General features: G+C 67.0%; 15 protein-coding genes and 3 tRNA genes. 13 read left to right on the plus strand and 5 right to left on the minus strand.

The features are described 5' to 3' along the window. Positions 1 to 175: 175 nt before the first annotated feature. From ET445_RS06605 to ET445_RS06615, 4 genes are all read left to right on the plus strand, one after another. Entirely contained in the window at positions 176 to 925 is a 750-nt protein-coding gene (locus tag ET445_RS06605; RefSeq protein ID WP_129189962.1) for a DUF4328 domain-containing protein, read from the plus strand. 335 nt (positions 926 to 1,260) lie between these two features. Further along, positions 1,261 to 2,436: a hypothetical protein gene (locus ET445_RS06610; protein ID WP_129189964.1), complete on the plus strand. Its 1,176-nt coding sequence runs from the start codon at positions 1,261 to 1,263 to the stop codon at positions 2,434 to 2,436. A 619-nt stretch (positions 2,437 to 3,055) separates the two neighbouring features. Beyond that, positions 3,056 to 3,256, plus strand: coding sequence for a hypothetical protein (locus ET445_RS17160; protein WP_165314317.1), 201 nt, complete (start codon positions 3,056 to 3,058; stop codon positions 3,254 to 3,256). A gap of 16 nt (positions 3,257 to 3,272) precedes the next feature. Further along, entirely contained in the window at positions 3,273 to 3,656 is a 384-nt protein-coding gene (locus tag ET445_RS06615) for a site-specific integrase (RefSeq protein WP_165314318.1), read from the plus strand. Here ET445_RS06615 and ET445_RS06620 read toward each other — a convergent pair. After that, entirely contained in the window at positions 3,637 to 3,867 is a 231-nt protein-coding gene (locus ET445_RS06620; RefSeq protein WP_129189968.1) for a hypothetical protein, read from the minus strand. The genes ET445_RS06615 and ET445_RS06620 overlap by 20 nt on opposite strands. 151 nt (positions 3,868 to 4,018) lie before the next feature. Here ET445_RS06620 and ET445_RS06625 point away from each other — a divergent pair, with 151 nt between their 5' ends. The 4 genes from ET445_RS06625 (at position 4,019) to ET445_RS06640 (ending at position 8,339) form a co-directional block, all read left to right on the plus strand. Further along, positions 4,019 to 5,083, plus strand: coding sequence for a replication initiator (locus ET445_RS06625; protein WP_129189970.1), 1,065 nt, complete (start codon positions 4,019 to 4,021; stop codon positions 5,081 to 5,083). A gap of 423 nt (positions 5,084 to 5,506) precedes the next feature. Then, entirely contained in the window at positions 5,507 to 6,790 is a 1,284-nt protein-coding gene (locus ET445_RS06630; RefSeq protein ID WP_129189972.1) for a hypothetical protein, read from the plus strand. An 89-nt stretch (positions 6,791 to 6,879) separates the two neighbouring features. Then, positions 6,880 to 7,281 carry a hypothetical protein gene (locus ET445_RS06635; protein WP_129189974.1) on the plus strand — a complete coding sequence of 134 codons (402 nt, stop codon included), beginning with the start codon at positions 6,880 to 6,882 and terminating at the stop codon, positions 7,279 to 7,281. A gap of 80 nt (positions 7,282 to 7,361) precedes the next feature. After that, positions 7,362 to 8,339 (plus strand): tyrosine-type recombinase/integrase, encoded by a 978-nt coding sequence (locus tag ET445_RS06640; RefSeq protein ID WP_129189976.1) that lies wholly within the window; start codon positions 7,362 to 7,364, stop codon positions 8,337 to 8,339. A gap of 4 nt (positions 8,340 to 8,343) precedes the next feature. On the opposite strand, the gene ET445_RS06645 is transcribed toward ET445_RS06640, so the two are convergent. From ET445_RS06645 to ET445_RS06655, 3 genes are all read right to left on the minus strand, one after another. Continuing rightward, positions 8,344 to 8,416: transfer RNA gene (locus ET445_RS06645), tRNA-Phe, on the minus strand. 74 nt (positions 8,417 to 8,490) lie between these two features. After that, positions 8,491 to 8,564: transfer RNA gene (locus tag ET445_RS06650), tRNA-Asp, on the minus strand. Between the two features lie 50 nt (positions 8,565 to 8,614). Next, positions 8,615 to 8,690: transfer RNA gene (locus ET445_RS06655), tRNA-Glu, on the minus strand. A gap of 325 nt (positions 8,691 to 9,015) precedes the next feature. On the opposite strand from ET445_RS06655, the gene ET445_RS06660 reads away from it, so the two are divergent. Further along, a complete protein-coding gene (locus ET445_RS06660) occupies positions 9,016 to 10,230 on the plus strand; it encodes a M23 family metallopeptidase (RefSeq protein WP_129189978.1) in 1,215 nt (404 codons plus the stop codon). A gap of 52 nt (positions 10,231 to 10,282) precedes the next feature. Next, positions 10,283 to 11,563 (plus strand): C40 family peptidase, encoded by a 1,281-nt coding sequence (locus ET445_RS06665; protein WP_129189980.1) that lies wholly within the window; start codon positions 10,283 to 10,285, stop codon positions 11,561 to 11,563. Positions 11,564 to 11,813: 250 nt separating this feature from the next. Here ET445_RS06665 and ppa read toward each other — a convergent pair whose 3' ends face one another. Then, positions 11,814 to 12,305, minus strand: coding sequence for an inorganic diphosphatase (gene ppa / locus ET445_RS06670; protein ID WP_129189982.1), 492 nt, complete (start codon positions 12,303 to 12,305; stop codon positions 11,814 to 11,816). Between the two features lie 81 nt (positions 12,306 to 12,386). On the opposite strand from ppa, the gene tilS reads away from it, so the two are divergent. The 3 genes from tilS to ftsH all read left to right on the plus strand — a co-directional run bounded on the left by tilS (position 12,387) and on the right by ftsH (position 16,194). Continuing rightward, positions 12,387 to 13,469 (plus strand): tRNA lysidine(34) synthetase TilS, encoded by a 1,083-nt coding sequence (gene tilS / locus ET445_RS06675; RefSeq protein WP_129189984.1) that lies wholly within the window; start codon positions 12,387 to 12,389, stop codon positions 13,467 to 13,469. A gap of 86 nt (positions 13,470 to 13,555) precedes the next feature. Continuing rightward, positions 13,556 to 14,107, plus strand: coding sequence for a hypoxanthine phosphoribosyltransferase (hpt, locus tag ET445_RS06680; protein ID WP_129189986.1), 552 nt, complete (start codon positions 13,556 to 13,558; stop codon positions 14,105 to 14,107). Positions 14,108 to 14,175: 68 nt separating this feature from the next. Then, complete coding sequence (gene ftsH / locus ET445_RS06685; protein ID WP_129189988.1) at positions 14,176 to 16,194, plus strand: ATP-dependent zinc metalloprotease FtsH; 2,019 nt, start codon at positions 14,176 to 14,178, stop codon at positions 16,192 to 16,194. Positions 16,195 to 16,207: the final 13 nt, after the last annotated feature.

The raw sequence follows: 16,207 nt of genomic DNA on the forward strand, positions 1-16,207 counted from the left end.
GCGGGGTGGGTGCGAGGCATCCGTATGCCTACCGGTGGGGTCACTAGGTGAGTGCGCCGCTGTGGTGGTGTCGTTGACGCCCCTGCGGCCGTCGGCTCACTAGAGTGGCTCGCGATCGCGGCACCCCGTTGCGATCGCACGAGGTTTCACCGACGATGACCGAGGAAGCCGGCCGATGACCGAAACCCCCACGCAGCCACCCGCCGGCTGGTACCCCGCTCCGCACGGATCGCAGGAATCGTGGTGGTGGGACGGTGCGAAATGGGTTCCGCCCCACGCCCTGCTTCCCGGGGCATCGGCCACGAAAGCCGGCGCCATCGCCAAGCTCGCCGTCGCGACGCAAGTACTGCTCATCGTGTGCGGTGTCGTCGCCGTCGCCAACCTCGCCACCGAGGCCTTCGGCATCGCCGCCGTCACGAGCTTCCTCGAGGGGAAGAGCGCCGCCCTCGACCTGATCGGCGTCTACGACCAGGCCTCGTTGATCGTGTTGATCGTGTCGGCCGTCTCCGTGATCGCCGCGGGCATCGTGTGGGCGATCTGGCAGTACCAGGTCGCCAAACAGGTCGTCGGACGCACACGACGCTCACCCGGCTGGCACGCCGGAGCCTGGTTCGTGCCGGTGGTCAACCTCTGGTTCCCGTACCAGAACATCTCCGACCTCTGGAAGGCGCTCGGACGCGTTCAGCCGCCCTCGCTCGTCGCCTGGTGGCTGCTCTGGCTCGTCTCCAACTTCGTCATGCAGATCTCGAACAGGATCGCCCTGAACGCCGTCGACCTCGAGCAGCTCCGCGCCGCGATGATCGTCACCATCGTGGGCGAGGCGCTGGTTGCGGGGGCTGCGGCGTTGGCCTGCATGGTCGTGCGGGGGATCACGCAGGGGGTGCGGGAGCAGGCGTCTGCTCCGAGATTCCCGCGGGTGGCCTGACCGGTTCGCGCTCGTGGGTCGGGGAGTCGAGATCACTGAATCCAAGAGCGTTCGGATGAGCGGGGCTTGTCTGCGGCTTGCGTTTGCTTCCGAGAGGGGCTCGCTATCGGTCGCGCCGCTCTCCCCACGATGTCAACGAGCGGTTCGCGATCCGGTTGTGTGGCGTGGGTAGAAATCCATCAGCGGACTCAGGGGCCCGCTCGACGCGCGCATGGGCGAGGGGTTGGTACTCCAGCGGGCAATCGAATTCTGAGAGTCTCGGAACACCTCCGAGGTCGAGAACATGGTGCGTGAAATGCCGTGCAGCATGGCTGCTCGTCACTAGGCTCCGAACCATGATTCCGTCCGACGAGCCGAGCCGGGTCAAAATGGCGGGGCGTTGGCGACGCTCTTCCGTGGTAGTTGTTGCGTCCGCGTCTTGCTTCATCGTTGTGGGTGGCATCCTTCTCCTGTTTGCGCCTTCGCTGCTCCTGCAGAATTGGCTGCCGAGTAGCAGTACGGAGGAGCGAAACGCTGCGCTCGGGGGAGCCGCCCAAGTGGTCCTTCTTGGCTTGGGCGGAATCATCGCCTCTGTCGGGGTGACCTTGAGCATCCTGCGTCATCGTGAAGAGCTGGAGGGAGCTGAGCGCGACCGTGCTCGGCTTGACCACGAGAAGGAGAAGGAACGCGCAAGACGCGACGAAGCAGAACTACAACGAATTCTCGATACTGATCGAGAGTTGCGGTCGCGGTTTGTGACCGCCGTTGACCTTCTAAGCGCGACCGAACCTATCAAGCGTTCCGCTGCTCTCTATAGCTTGGGAGCGCTAGCCGATGATTGGGCAGGTCGTCGTCGTCGAGACGAGGTGCAAGTCTGCATTAACGTCATCTGCAGTTACCTCCGCGCTCCTCTTTCTGACGGTGCGGAGCGAACCCCGCCAAACGAGATCGAAGTACGTAAGGTCGGCTATAGCGTAATCGCGCGGCATCTGAAGGCCTCCGGCGACGGCTACGCCAGCCCATGGGGCAACTTCCTGATCGACCTTGAGAGCGCGTACATCGACTTCTGGGTGGACATTCCGAATGCAGTCCTCCACGGCGGCGGAATGCTCAACCTCGTGACAGCCACGATCGCCGCCGGCGGAAGACTTGACCTCAGCGCGACATTGGACAACGAGTCACTACTGTTCCTGGGCGGAGTGAGCGTCCGTAGTGGCGGCTCGATGGTCCTCAACACAAGACTGAACGACAGTGCCAGGTTGGATGCATTCGGGGTCAGCATCGAGGGGTTCGTCGGTCTGATGGCTTTCGTCGGGCCATCCACCGAAGCGAACTGCGAAGGAATGTCGGTCGTGGGGAACGGAAAGGCCTACATCCTTGCCAGCACGTGGGCCGATGCCTACCACCGCGACGCGATCACTCTTCAAGCGAGAATTGAGGAAGGAACCATCGATCTGAAAGGGGCTGTAGTCGACGACGATGGTCCTGTGCGACTACCCGACGGAATTCGATACGCCATTTCTCCTGCCTGATCGCTTGCCGATTCGACGCACCGAACCGAGTGCTGGCTGTGCCGGACGCGGGCCTCCGCGACCGTATCGCATTCACCTCGCGGAGTGTGATCCTGCCCCGTTCGGAGTCCATCGATTGCTCTTGCTGGGCTTCCTCGATGTGAGATGGAACGACCCACACTCCGCGCACGGGTAGACGGCTCGCTCGTGCTTTGCTCCGTCACGTCGGTTCCTTTGAATACGGCACATCGCCGCGTACGCCGCAGAGGGGGAGGGATAGCGGATCTTCGTGCAGGCCACAGGGTCCCAATCGCAGGCATGGATACAAGAGACCTCATGCACAGCGATTGGATCGCGGGAGCGGTGATGCCGTAACTCCCGAATCTGGTCTTGGATCGGAGGCTACCACCTGGGGCGGTGACGGTACTCGGTCAAAGGTTGTAGTCGCAAAGTGTCGGACTAGCGGACGGTGTCGTTGTGGCGGGCTTTCGTGGGGAGCGCATGCCGTCGCCTGAGGGCGAATGGCGTGCGAAGAGTGCGCTTGAGGCGGCTTGGACTACCTACTTCAAGGCGAACAAGGCTATCAACAAGCGCATCTTTCGGGGCATTTCCTGAACTGCGCGGGCAAACGAGCGCGCGCGTGCTCGACCTCATGGGCTTCTGGTTCATGTGGCAGGCCTGCGGAGGCTTTGATGGCACTCAGCAGGCGCTCTGCATCAGCAGCGCACAGATGTACAAGCGAATCGTGCTCTTCCGCCAGGCGTTCGGTGAGCAAACGACGCGCTCGCGGTGCTCTCGCGGCCGCTCGACGGCGCCCGGCATTCGCGGTTCATCGACTTGAGGTGAAGCAGCCGAGCATGCGCGAGTCGATCTCGCCGGTGTCGCGCGCGCTCACACTCGAGCAGATCGGCACGCTTCTCGGCCTCATTCCCGACGGCGTCTACCGTCGCTACTTCGCCGCCCTCGTCTACACAGGCATGAGCGCGGGGGAGGCGACCGCGCTACGCGTCGGCGACATCGACTTCGGGCGCGGCGTCATCCGTGTCAACCGGTCGCTGCGCCCGGGCATGCGCGGCGAGCTGGTCGAGCAGATGCCGAAGAGCCACAAGTCGAGGGATCTTCCGCTGATCGACACCCTGCGTCCATTCGCCGAGGCGGCAGCGCGGGGCGAGCAGGGGAGTGCCCTGCTGCTGACGGTCCCGATGGCGGGTGTTTGCCTGACTATCCCGATGAGAGCGTGAGCGCTGCCAGTACGACGAACGCCACCCCTGAGACGCAGCCGCAGAGTCCGGCGAATCCCAACAAGAGCTCTCCGCGAACACGGAACCAAGCGACATCGAGTGATGGGACACTCGTCGCCAGCCAGTCGGCGACGGGGCGCCGAATGACGACGATGACCAGGCCAATCCCGATCTGGAGGATCCCGGCGATGAGCATCGCGGTCGGCGACATACGCAGATTCTAGGGGAGGGCTGCCCCCGCGGAATGACCCGCAGAAGCGAAAAAACCCCCGGTCTCCCGGGGGTTTCACTGGTGGCTCCGACCGGCATCGATCCGGTGACCTTTCGATTTTCAGTCCTGATTTCGCGGTTGCGGCTGGCCTATGGCGGCAACCGATTCCGACCGTGCCGAAGTGGTCGCGCGTGGCTGCGCCCGACCCATCAAGACGGTCTCGGGCGTGTGGGTGCGGTGCGGCTCCCGCGTCAAGAGCCGGTGCGAGTCCTGCGCCGAGTTGTACCGAGGAGACTGGGCAGCGATTGCGCGCTCGGGCGTGTTCGATGGCCCGGTTGAGGAGTACCGGTTCTATCTCTTGACGCTGACGGCTCCGTCGTTCGGGCGCGTGCATCGCGTGCCGCGTGAGCACGGTGCGCGCGTTCAGCGTTGCGGGTGCGGCGTGACCCACTCAGCGGACGATGCCGGGTTGCGTGGCGTGCCGCTCGAACCGTCGACGTACGACTACGCGGCGCAAGTGGCGTGGAATCGGGATACGGGGCTGCTGTGGGATCGCACTCGACGGCGGGTGCGTGACCGCTGGGAGTCGGCGGAGTACTTCGTCGTCCGGGAGTGGCAGGATCGCGGCGTGTTGCACCTGCACGCGCTCGTGAGGATCGCGCGGGCTGAGGCACCAGATGCCGACGTGCTGCGCGAGGCGGCGCGCTCGGCGGTCGCGTGGTCGAAGGTCGATGGTGCCGTGGTCGAGTGGGGTCAGCAGGCGGATTGCGAGGCGTTCCGTGCGAACGGGGACGGCGCGCGCACGATCTGGTACCTCTCGAAGGCGCTCAACTACGTGATGAAGGACGTGGTTGAGGACGGCGAGAGCGCACACCCTGCGGTGTGGGCACACATCGCCCGCCTCGACCGGGCGGCGCGCGAGATGCGGTGCTCGCGCGACTGCAAGCCGGGCTGTCGGAGCCGCGTTCATGACCGGCTCGGTGCGCGCTCACATGTGGTGAGCGCCTCGCGGCGCACGTCGCGTCGCTCAGGGTGGTCGTTCACCGGCTTGACGCGGACGGTTCAGCGGCGGCTCCGGCGCGAGTGGTTCGAGGCTCACGCGGCGGAGACGTCACCGATGCCGTCTGAACCGGTCACGACGGTGCCGGAGGCGTTGGACGGCATCGCGGAGCGGGCGCGCGGCGAGATGGTCGCCCGCGGCGCTGCGGTGCCGTAGGTGTGAAAGGGGGTGAGTGTGATGGCGGCACCTGATTGTGAGACGTGCGCCGCGCTGGGGCATCGGGCGTGCGACGTGTGCGGCTGCCCGATCTGGGAGGCGGATGAATGGGGCAACGTGGCGACTCTCGTTCGTGATGCGTTCGGGCGCGAGCTGTGCTCGGCCTGCGCGTATCCTCGCCGGTGACCTGCGGTGTCGGTTGAGGGATGCGGGGAGCCGACACGGCGGGGGTGCGGAGCCGGACGGAGGACGGCGAGCACCCCGGCGTGGCAACTTCCGGCCCTGAGCCGACTGCGCTGGCGTCTTGCGCGGCTCTGGTCGGCGTCTTGTCGATGGCAACCGGAGCGCGGAGCGCGGAGGGCGGCAGGTCTGCCGCGCGGCGTTCCACACGGGCGAGGACAGTTCGTCGATATGGTCAGCTTCGTGACGGATGAAGAAATTGCGGCGCGAACGCCCGACGATGGTCTCAGCGAGGAAGCAACTGAGCTTCAGACTCGCTGCATCGATGCCGGTCTCGACGTTACGTTTCGACGTCGGTACGAAGGTGAACCGTACGAGGAGTTTCTCGCGATTATTGAGTTCCCGGCGGGGCGAGGCACACGGGCCGTAGGCGTAGAAGAACGCTACTTTCCTGCGCTCCTCGCCCATGCCTTCGAGAAGGTCCGATTTCTTGACGAGTACGCCGCGTTCATTGACGCGGCGGGGACGATCGAGGCGGCCATTCCGCCGACGCGGGCGTCTGTGGTTCGACTTAGTTCGCTACCGGGGGTTATTCGAGAAGACGGTGAGCCGACCTCGGACGAAGAAGAGCTGCTCTTTGGTAGAAGAGACGCTCCGTGGCACCTAGAGATCCCTGACCCCAGCTCGACGGTTGTTCTGGCCTTCGGCACGCCATCCGACCTGGGTCAAGCGCTTCTACCGGCTCGAGAGACCCTCCAGATTCGAGGTGTCCCCTCCGCTTCCCATGACGAATCCCTTGAGGCGCTTGAGAAGTATGCCAACCGCCTAGCGTTCGACCTCGATGTGGTCTTCGGCGCCCGGTTTCGCATTCCGCGTCGGCGGAGACTGCGACGCGAGGCGCGGGAGGTGTCAGCCCATGACTCCGTTGCGTTCCCTCGAAACGACTACGCTCTCGAACCACTACGGCTCTATCACTATGGGCGCGAAGCGGACGGGCTACCGTTGCTCGAGTTCTTGGCCTATTACCAAGCGGTGGAGTACTTCTTCCCGTTCTTTGCGAGGGAGCAAACGATGAACGACGTGCGCTCGACGTTGAAACACCCGAGGTTCAACCCGAATGATGACAAGCAAGTCGGGAAGCTCATCAGCCTGGCAGCGCAAGGTAGAGGGCAACAGTCCGAGCGAGAGCAGCTTCGCACAACGATTCGAAGTTGTGTCGGCGAGGCCGACCTACGAGAGTATGTCGAAGCCGATCAGGATCGGCTAGAGGCACTGACGGCGAAGAAGCAGTCGATACGCGGGGTCAAGTCGGTTCGATTCGAGAACGGCGCGGACGATATTCGAGATCAGCTCGCCGACAGGATCTATGCGATTCGGTGTCGCATCGTTCACTCCAAGCAGGATGGGGGCGGGTATGACGAAGTGCTGCTTCCAGGGACTCGGGAGGCCGACGCCTTGAGCGCCGACATCAACGTTCTGCAATTCGTTGCGCAACGTGTCCTCATCGCGCGCGCAGCGCGCGCTTGATCCTGTGTAGAAGATTTCGGGAGGCCGTTTCGTCGGTACTCCGCCCTAGGCTGTAGTCGCAAAGTGTCGGACTAGCGGACGGTGTTGTTGTGGCGGACTTTCGTGGGGAGCGCATGCCGTCGCCTGAGGGCGAAGGGCGTGCGAAGAATGCGCTCGAAGCGGCTTGGACTGCTTACTTCAAGGCGAACAAGGCCATCAACAAGCGCATCTTCGGGGCGTTCCCTGAACTGCGGGAGATGCTGCGCGGGCAAACGGGTGCGCGCGTGCTCGACCTCATGGGCTTCTGGTTCATGTGGCAGGCCTGCGGGGGCTTCGAGGGCACTCAACGGGCGCTCGGTATCAGCAGGGCGCAGATGTACAAGCGAATCGCGCTCTTCCGCCAAGCGTTCGGTGAGCATCCGGACGTGTCGGAGTTTCCGGGTGTCACCATCGATCCGGCCGAGTTCGCGGTCGGTCTCGCCGAGAAAGTGAAGAACGCACAGAAGGATTAGTCTCAACTCTTGCGACTAGTCGGAGGTAGCGATTAGTCTCGCGATATGAGACTAAATATGCCTCAAGTGTTGGGCTGTCCGTGGTAACGGTCAACGAGGCGTTCGAGCGATTGTGGCCTGCGGTCGCGTCGCTGCTGTCGGACGGCACCTCGCGCGGGTATCTCGTCGCATGGCGGCTGCGGGTCGCGCCGACGTTCGGCGTGCGTGAGCTGGCGGAGGTCACCGCATTCGACGTGGAACTCGCGTTCGCGTCATGGTCGGGTTCCGTATCGACGCGGAAAGATGCCGTGGCGATGCTCTCGGCGCTCTGCCGTGCAGCGATGAAGGCGCGGCTAATCGCTGCGAACCCGTGCGTCGGGGTCGAGTACCGTCGCCGGCAGGCCCACGATCCCACCTCGCGTGCGCTGAGCCGGCGCGAGGTCGACCGACTGTTCGAAGTGCTTCCGCGCGAGGGCTGCTACCGGCGGTTCGTGATTGCCTTGCTTTACACCGGCTGCCGGTTCGGCGAGGTCGCGGGCTTGCGCGTCGGCGACGTCGACCTCGAGGGCCTGACGATCCGTGTGCAGCGCACCGCCTCACCGGGGAGCCGTGGAGAAATCGTCGTCGGGCCGACGAAGGGCCGTCGCGTGCGGGACGTGCCGATCCCGGAACCGTTCGTGCCCGAACTGCTCGCGGCGATGGAGGGCAAGGGGGAGCACGACTACCTATTCACCGGGCCGCGCGGGGGCTTCCTCTCGTCGGGCAACCTCTCGCGCGCGCTCGACTGGCCTCGGGTCCGCGAGCGGGTGAAGACCTTCCCACCCGGTGAACCGGCGCTGCACTGGCACGACCTGCGACACACGGCGGCAACGAACCTGTTCTTCGCCAACGTCCCGGCGACCGACGTTCAGGCGATCATGGGTCACTCCGACCTCGCCACAACGCAACGCTACGCCGACACGCGTCGCGATTCCGCTCGCCGCGGGGGAGCGGCGCTCACTGCGTACTATGGCCAATCGAATGGTCGACTTCGAGGGGGTGAGTCCCCCGCAAAAACCGCGGATTATCGGGACTTTTGAAAGGTGGCTCCGACCGGCATCGATCCGGTGACCTTTCGATTTTCAGTCGAACGCTCTACCAACTGAGCTACAGAGCCTCGAAGCATCCGAAAAGGAGCCTCGATAAGGCGAAAGCCCCTTCTCTCGAAAGGGAAAGGGCTTGTCGCCTGAGCGACCCTGACGGGACTTGAACCCGCGACCTCCGCCGTGACAGGGCGGCACGCTAACCAACTGCGCTACAGGGCCTCGAAAGTGCTTTCGCACTGGTGAAGCTATTCAATTGTAGTGGACCTTCGTGGTGACCCCAACGGGATTCGAACCCGTGCTGCCGCCGTGAAAGGGCGGTGTCCTAGGCCACTAAACGATGGGGCCGGGGGTCTTGCCTGGGGCATGACCGCCGAGAAGAAAGCATACGTGGTCTGACGCAAGATTCCAAAACGGGCGTGACGGATGCCTCGCGGCGGGCCGCTGCGGCGCGGAAACACGCGGAAGTGCCCGCGAAGAACACCGGCTCCGAGGCATCCGCCCGGTTCGCGCCACGCGCGGAACGAATGCCCGAATCCGCCGCGCACCGTGCCTATCGTGGCAACTGATCGCCCGACAGACGACGGCGCGGGGGTGCACCCTGCGTGGACGGGGAACCATGGACCGAACCAGCAGAGACCGACGGGTGAGACCCCGGGGCATCCGTCGTGCCATGGCCGCCGTCGCGATCGCGGCCCTCGCGTTCGCGCTGCCGATCGCGCAGCCGGTGTCGCCGGCGTTCGCGGCGACGTATCCGACGTGGGACGAGCTGCAGGCGGCGAAGGCGAACACGGCCGCGGCGGCGAAGGCCGTCGACCAGATCATCGCGCTCCTCGCACAGCTCGAGGCCGAGGTGCAGGCGGCGCAGGCCGAGGCCGAGCGTCGCACCGACCTGCTCATGGAGGCGCAACAGCGCTACGACGACGCGGTGCGCAAGGCCGACGCGATCCAGGCGAAGGCCGACGCGGCGGCCTCCGAGGCCGATTCGGCGAAGCGCAACGCGGGGCAGGTGGCCGCGCAGCTCTTCCGCCAGGGCACGAACAACCTCGGCGTGAACCTCATGTTCGACTCGGGCGACGCGACGAAGACCGACGCGTTCCTCGCGAAGCTCGGCAGCATGGACAAGATGGTCGAGCGCACGTCGGCGATCTACCAGCGCGCGAACCAAGACCTCAACACGGCCAAGTCGCTCGGGCAGCAGGCCGAGCTCGCGCGCGGCGAGCGCGACCGGCTGAAGATCGCCGCCGAAGACGCCCTGCAAGCCGCCCTCGAGGCGCAGGCGGCGGCCGAGGCCGCGCTCGCCGAGTCGCAGGCGAAGAAGATCGAGCTCGATCAGCAGCTGGCGTTCCTGCGCGACACCGAGGCGAAGACGGCGGCGGCTTACGAAGAGGGCGAGCGCATCCGCAAGGAGGAAGAGCGCAAGCGCATGGAAGAGGCCATGCGGTCGGGTTCACCCGGCGCGGTCATGCCGTCGGGGTGGGCACGCCCGGCCGCCGGCCGGATCACGGGCGGATACGGCGCGCGCGGCGCGATCTGCACGGGCGGCGGCTGCTCCAACACGTTCCACTACGCGGTCGACCTCGGCACCGGATGCTCCGCGCCCATCTATGCGGCCAACAGCGGCATCGTCCGCTTCGCGGGCCGCTCGGGCACCTACGGCAACTACGTGCAGATCGACCACGGCGGCGGCATCTGGACGGGCTACGCCCACATCCGCGACGGCGGCACCTTCGTCGGCGTCGGCCAGTGGGTCGACGCGGGGCAGAACATCGCCTCGTCGGGCACGACGGGCGTCTCGACGGGCTGCCACCTGCACTTCGAGGTGTGGTCGGGCGGCGGCCGCATCAACCCGATCACGTTCATGGCCGACCGAGGCATCCAGTTCTGAGCGTTCCGAACGCTTCGAAAGCAACCGTTCCGAAAGCAAGGAAGTACCGACCATGGCTGAGAACCGCACGCGTCCCGTCTCACGGGTGAAGCCCGCGACGGTCTTCTCCACGGTCGCGATCGGCGCCGTCACGGCATCGGTCACGGTCGTCGGCGGCCCGGCGCTCGCCGCCGACTACCCGTCGTGGTCCGACATCGAGCAGGCCAAGCAGAACGAGCAGACCAAGCAGGCCGAGATCGCGAAGCTCGGCGACCTGCTCGCACAGTTGCGACAGACGGCGGATGCCGCGGTCGAGACATCCGCCATCGCCGCCGAGAAGTACCGCAACACCGTCATCGCCCGCGACGAGGCCGCCGACCGCGAAGAGCGGCTCGCGAAGAAAGCCGACGAGGCCGACGCCGTCGCCGAGCTGTCGCGCATGCGTGCGGGCCTCATCGCGGCGCACCTCGCGAAGACCGCCGGGACCGACCTCGGCGCCGAACTTGCGTTCTCGGGCGACGCCGACGGCCTGCTGAAGCAGCTCGGCCTGGCGTCGAAGATCGGCGAGCAGTCGAAGTCGATCGCCGACCGCGCGACCGCCGACCGCAACACCGCCGAGTCGCTGCGCGCGCAGGCGGAGCGGGCGAAGGCCGAGCGCGAGCGGCTCGCGAAGGCGGCCGAAGAGCAGGCGGATGTCGCGCGCCAGGCCGCAGACGCGGCACTCGCCGCGGTGTCCGAGCAGGAGCAGCGGTCGCAAGAGCTCTACGCGCAGCTCGCCGCACTCAAAGACACGACCGCCGAGCTCGAGCGCGAGCGCGACGCCGGGATCGCGCAAGAGGCCGCCGAGGCGGCGGCGCGCAAGGCCGAAGCCGATCGCCTCGCGGCCGAAGAGGCGGCGAGCCACGCGAACAACGGCGGCAACGGCAACGGCGGCGGGAGCGGCGGCGGCGCCTCGCCGAATCCCGCGCCCGCCCCGCCCGATGCGGGCGCCGTCGAGACCGCCATCTGGTACGCGAGTCAGCAGCTCGGAAAGCCCTACTCGCTCGGCGGCGCCGGCCCCGACGTGTGGGACTGCTCGGGCCTCACCCTCAAGGCGTACGGCTACGCGGGCATCTCGATCGGCACCCACTCGGCGACGAACCAGTACCGCACGCTCGCGAACCGCGGAAAAGCGGTGTCGCTCCGAGACATCCAACGCGGCGACCTGCTCTTCTGGGGCGGGGGCGGCGACTACTACCACGTCGCGATCTACCTCGGCGGCGGGCAGATCCTCGAGGCGCCCGACTACGGCAAGCCCGTGCGCATCTGGCCGATCTGGGGCTCGCCTTCGGCCGCCGCGCGCCCGGCGTCCTGACGCGGCTGCCACGGTCTCGCCCTCCCTCCCGCCCACCCCGGGCCGTGAAGTCGCGCAAATGGTCGTCATTCCGCTGCCGAAACGACCATTTGCGCGACATCGCCGCAGGGTCCGAGCGGAGTCGATGGTCGGGTGGCGCCGGGGCGGGCCAGGGCGAGGAAGCGAGGGGAGGGGCGGGAGGTCGCGGGCGGGAACGACGAAGGGCGCCTCCCCACGGGAGACGCCCTTCGCACGAGAGCGGATGCTGCGGTCAGTGACCGGCGGGCACGTACGCCTCGATCGCCTTCGCGATGAGCGCCTCGGCCTCGGCTGCGTTCGCCCAACCTTCGGTCTTGACCCACTTGCCGGGCTCGAGGTCTTTGTAGTGCTCGAAGAAGTGCTCGATCTCCTTGCGCGTGAACTCGGGGATGTCGTCGACGTCCTGGATCCAGTTCCAGCGGGGGTCGCCCGCGGGCACCGCGAGGACCTTGGCGTCGCCGCCGCCGTCGTCGGTCATGTGGAAGACGCCCACGGGGCGCACCTTCACGCCCACGCCCGGGAACAGCGGGTACTCGAGCAGCACGAGCACGTCGAGCGGGTCGCCGTCGTCGCCGAGGGTGTTCTCGAAGAAGCCGTAGTCGGTCGGGTAGACGAAGCCCGTGTAGAGCACGCGGTCGAGGAAGACCCGACCGGTCTCGTGGTCGACCTCGTACTTGTTGCGGCTCCCCTTGGGGATCTCGATGATGGCGGCGTACTCGCCCATGTCGGTGCTCCTAATCGGATGAATCGGAAGTCTTGCCGGCCGCCCGGAACGAGCGCGCCATCGGCGCAATAACCTTACTTGATGCCTCCTCGCGCGCTTTCAGACGATTCGGATGCTTCGGCGGATGCCACGAGTGCACGCCGCCCGCGGCTGACTCCGCCGATCGCCGACGTCCGCCGCGCCGTGCGCGGGGCGCTCGCCGACACCCCATCGGGCGCGGTCGTGCTCGTCGCCCTGTCGGGCGGCCCCGACTCGCTCGCGCTCGCCGCGGCGACGGCGTTCGAGGCGCCCCGGGCGGGCATCCGGGCGGGTGCGGTGGTCGTCGACCACGGACTGCAGGATGCATCGGCCGAGGTCGCCGAACGTGCGGCGGGCGCCGCGCGCGAGCTCGGGCTCGACCCCGTGCTCGTGCGTCGGGTCTCGGTCGTGAACGCCGCAGACGGGGGAGACGGCGGCCCCGAGTCATCCGCCCGCGCTGCGCGCTACGCCGCGCTCGACGCGGCCGCCGACGAGACCGGAGCCGCCCTCGTGCTCCTCGGCCACACGCTCGACGACCAGGCCGAGACCGTGCTGCTCGGGCTCGCGCGCGGATCGGGTGCCGCGAGTCTCGCGGGCATGGCCCCGCTGAGCGGCCGGTATGCCCGCCCGCTCCTCGGCATCCGCCGCGCCACGACCCGCCAGGCGTGCCTCGACGCGGGCCTCGACCCGTGGGACGACCCGCACAACGTCGACCCCGCATACACGCGCGTGCGCGTGCGCGACCGCGTGCTGCCCGTGCTCGAGCAAGAACTCGGCCCCGGCATCGCCGAGGCGCTCGCGCGCACCGCCGAGCAGCTCCGCGAAGACGAGCAGGCGTTCGACGACCAGATCGACGAGTTCATCGAGGAGGTGTGCGCGCCCGCCGAGGCGGGCATCGCCGTGAGCGCCGGATGGCTCGCCGCCAACCCCGCGGCGATCCGGCAGCGGGTGATCCGGCACGTCGTCCTGAGCGAGTTCGGGGTGTCGCTCAGCCGCGTGCAGACCCTCGAGGTCGCCCGGCTCGTCACGGACTGGCACGGGCAGGGGCCGATCGACCTGCCCCGGGGCATCCGCGCCACGCGGGCCGGAGCGCACATCGTCCTCTCGACGACGGGGTCGACCGAGGTGCTGCCGCACGATCACTGAGTTCCGCCGACCGCCGGCGCTGTCGGAGCGACGTGCCCACCGCGTAGGCTCGGGACATCCGATCGCCTTGGAGAGAAGGAGCAGGGATGGACGCGCGCGAGATCGAGGCAGACCTCACCGAAGTGCTCATCACCGAAGCCGAGATCCACGCGAAGCTCGCCGAACTCGCGAGACAGATCGAAGCCGACTACGAAGGCCGGCCGATCCTCCTCGTCGGCGTGCTCAAGGGCGCCGTCATGGTCATGGCCGACCTTGCCCGCGAACTTCGCGCCCACATCGAGATGGACTGGATGGCCGTCTCGAGCTACGGCGCAGGCACGAAGTCGACGGGTGTCGTGCGCATCCTGAAAGACCTCGACACCGACGTCACGGGTCGACACGTGCTCATCGCCGAGGACATCATCGACTCCGGCCTCACGCTCAGCTGGCTGCGCGAGAACCTCGAGACACGCGGCGCAGCGTCGGTCGAGATCTGCGCGCTCCTCCGCAAGCCCGACGCGGCCAAGGTCGAGGTCGACGTCAAGTACGTCGGGTTCGAGATCCCGAACCAGTTCGTCGTCGGGTACGGCCTCGACTACGCCGAGAAGTACCGGAACCTCAGGGATGTCGCGGTGCTCGCGCCGCACGTGTACAGCTGAACTCCCTGCACAGCCCACAGCGAACAGACAGCCGCCGCCCGGGTGCGCGACGGTAGCCTTGCACAATCATGAACATGAAGAAGATCCTGCGCGGGCCGGTCATCTACATCCTGCTCGCCATCGTGGCCGTCTGGATCGGGTCGAGCCTGATCACGGCGTCGGGCTTCAAGCAGGTCTCCACGCAGGAGGGTCTCGATCTCCTGAACGACGGCAAGGTCGCCGCCGTGAAGATCGTCGACGGCGAGAACCGGGTCGACCTGACGCTCGCGAAGCCCGACGAGAAGCTCGGCGACCGCGTGCAGTTCTACTACATCACCCCGCGCGGGGCCGACGTCATCGCGGCCGTCAACGACGCCAAGCCCGCCGACGGCTTCAACGACGAGGTGCCCCAGCCCAACTGGTTCCTCTCGATGCTCGGCATCCTCCTGCCGCTCCTGCTCATCGGCGTCTTCTTCTGGATCATGCTCTCGGGCATGCAGGGCGGCGGCAACCGTGTCATGCAGTTCGGCAAGTCGCGCGCGAAGCTCGTCTCGAAAGAAAGTCCCAAGGTCACCTTCGACGACGTCGCCGGCGCCGACGAGGCCATCGAAGAACTCCACGAGATCAAGGACTTCCTGAAGGATCCCGCCAAGTTCCAGGCCGTCGGCGCGCGCATCCCCAAGGGTGTGCTGCTCTACGGCCCTCCCGGCACGGGCAAGACGCTCCTCGCGCGCGCCGTCGCGGGCGAGGCGGGCGTGCCGTTCTACTCGATCTCGGGCTCCGACTTCGTCGAGATGTTCGTCGGTGTCGGCGCGAGCCGCGTGCGCGACCTCTTCGACCAGGCCAAGCAGAACGCGCCGGCGATCATCTTCGTCGACGAGATCGACGCCGTCGGCCGTCACCGCGGCGCGGGCCTCGGCGGCGGGCACGACGAGCGCGAGCAGACGCTCAACCAGCTCCTCGTCGAGATGGACGGCTTCGACCCGAAGACCAACGTCATCCTCATCGCGGCGACGAACCGCCCCGACATCCTCGACCCCGCGCTCCTGCGCCCCGGCCGCTTCGACCGCCAGATCGGCGTCGACGCGCCCGACCTCAAGGGCCGTCAGAAGATCCTCGAGGTCCACTCGAAGGGCAAGCCGCTCGCGAAGGGCGTCGACCTCGAGGTGCTCGCCCGCAAGACGCCCGGCTTCACGGGCGCCGACCTCGCGAACGTCCTCAACGAGGCCGCGCTCCTCACGGCGCGCTCGAACGCGCAGCTCATCGACAATCGCGCCCTCGACGAGGCCGTCGACCGCGTGATCGCGGGCCCGCAGCGCCGCTCGCGCGTCATGAAAGACAAGGAGAAGCTCATCACCGCGTACCACGAGGGCGGCCACGCCCTCGCTGCGGCGGCGATGAACTACACCGACCCCGTGACGAAGATCACGATCCTCCCGCGCGGTCGCGCCCTCGGCTACACGATGGTGCTCCCGCTCGAAGACAAGTACTCGGTCACGCGCAACGAGCTGCTCGACCAGCTCACGTACGCGATGGGCGGCCGTGTCGCCGAAGAGATCGTGTTCCACGACCCGTCGACGGGCGCGTCGAACGACATCGAGAAGGCCACCTCGACGGCCCGCAAGATGGTCACCGAGTACGGCATGTCGGCCAACGTCGGCGCCGTCAAGCTCGGTCAGAGCCAGGGAGAGGTCTTCCTCGGCCGCGACATGGGCCACCAGCGCGACTATTCCGAAGAGATCGCCGAGAAGGTCGACGCCGAGGTGCGCACGCTCATCGAGCAGGCGCACGACGAGGCGTGGCAGGTGCTCAACGACAACCGCGACATCCTCGACAAGCTCGCGGCCGAACTGCTCGAGCACGAGACGCTCGACCACAACCAGATCGCCGAGATCTTCAAGGACGTGAAGAAGCTCCCCGAGCGCCCGCTGTGGCTCTCGAGCGACAAGCGCCCCGTGAGCGACCTGCCGCCGATCAGCTTCCCGCACGAGAAGATGCCGATCGACCAGGGCGCCGTCGACGGCGGCGTCGACTCAGGCGACACCCCCGTCGAGGAGAAGCCCGCCGCGGCGAAGCCGTGGCAGCCCCCGAGGCCCGCGACCGCCTAGTCCGATCGACCGA

The organism is Agromyces protaetiae (genome assembly GCF_004135405.1).
Classification (GTDB): Bacteria; Actinomycetota; Actinomycetes; order Actinomycetales; family Microbacteriaceae; genus Agromyces; species Agromyces protaetiae.

Bases quoted from the DNA above. Each gene is read 5' to 3' on its own strand.
- ppa (WP_129189982.1), bottom strand. From the start codon at position 12,305: ATGGGCGAGTACGCCGCCATCATCGAGATCCCCAAGGGGAGCCGCAAC.
- ET445_RS06625 (WP_129189970.1), top strand. From the start codon at position 4,019: ATGGCGGCAACCGATTCCGACCGTGCCGAAGTGGTCGCGCGTGGCTGC.
- ftsH (WP_129189988.1), top strand. From the start codon at position 14,176: ATGAACATGAAGAAGATCCTGCGCGGGCCGGTCATCTACATCCTGCTC.
- ET445_RS06610 (WP_129189964.1), top strand. From the start codon at position 1,261: ATGATTCCGTCCGACGAGCCGAGCCGGGTCAAAATGGCGGGGCGTTGG.
- ET445_RS06605 (WP_129189962.1), top strand. From the start codon at position 176: ATGACCGAAACCCCCACGCAGCCACCCGCCGGCTGGTACCCCGCTCCG.
- ET445_RS06665 (WP_129189980.1), top strand. From the start codon at position 10,283: ATGGCTGAGAACCGCACGCGTCCCGTCTCACGGGTGAAGCCCGCGACG.
- tilS (WP_129189984.1), top strand. From the start codon at position 12,387: ATGCCTCCTCGCGCGCTTTCAGACGATTCGGATGCTTCGGCGGATGCC.
- ET445_RS06615 (WP_165314318.1), top strand. From the start codon at position 3,273: ATGCGCGAGTCGATCTCGCCGGTGTCGCGCGCGCTCACACTCGAGCAG.
- ET445_RS06620 (WP_129189968.1), bottom strand. From the start codon at position 3,867: ATGTCGCCGACCGCGATGCTCATCGCCGGGATCCTCCAGATCGGGATT.
- ET445_RS06660 (WP_129189978.1), top strand. From the start codon at position 9,016: ATGGCCGCCGTCGCGATCGCGGCCCTCGCGTTCGCGCTGCCGATCGCG.
- hpt (WP_129189986.1), top strand. From the start codon at position 13,556: ATGGACGCGCGCGAGATCGAGGCAGACCTCACCGAAGTGCTCATCACC.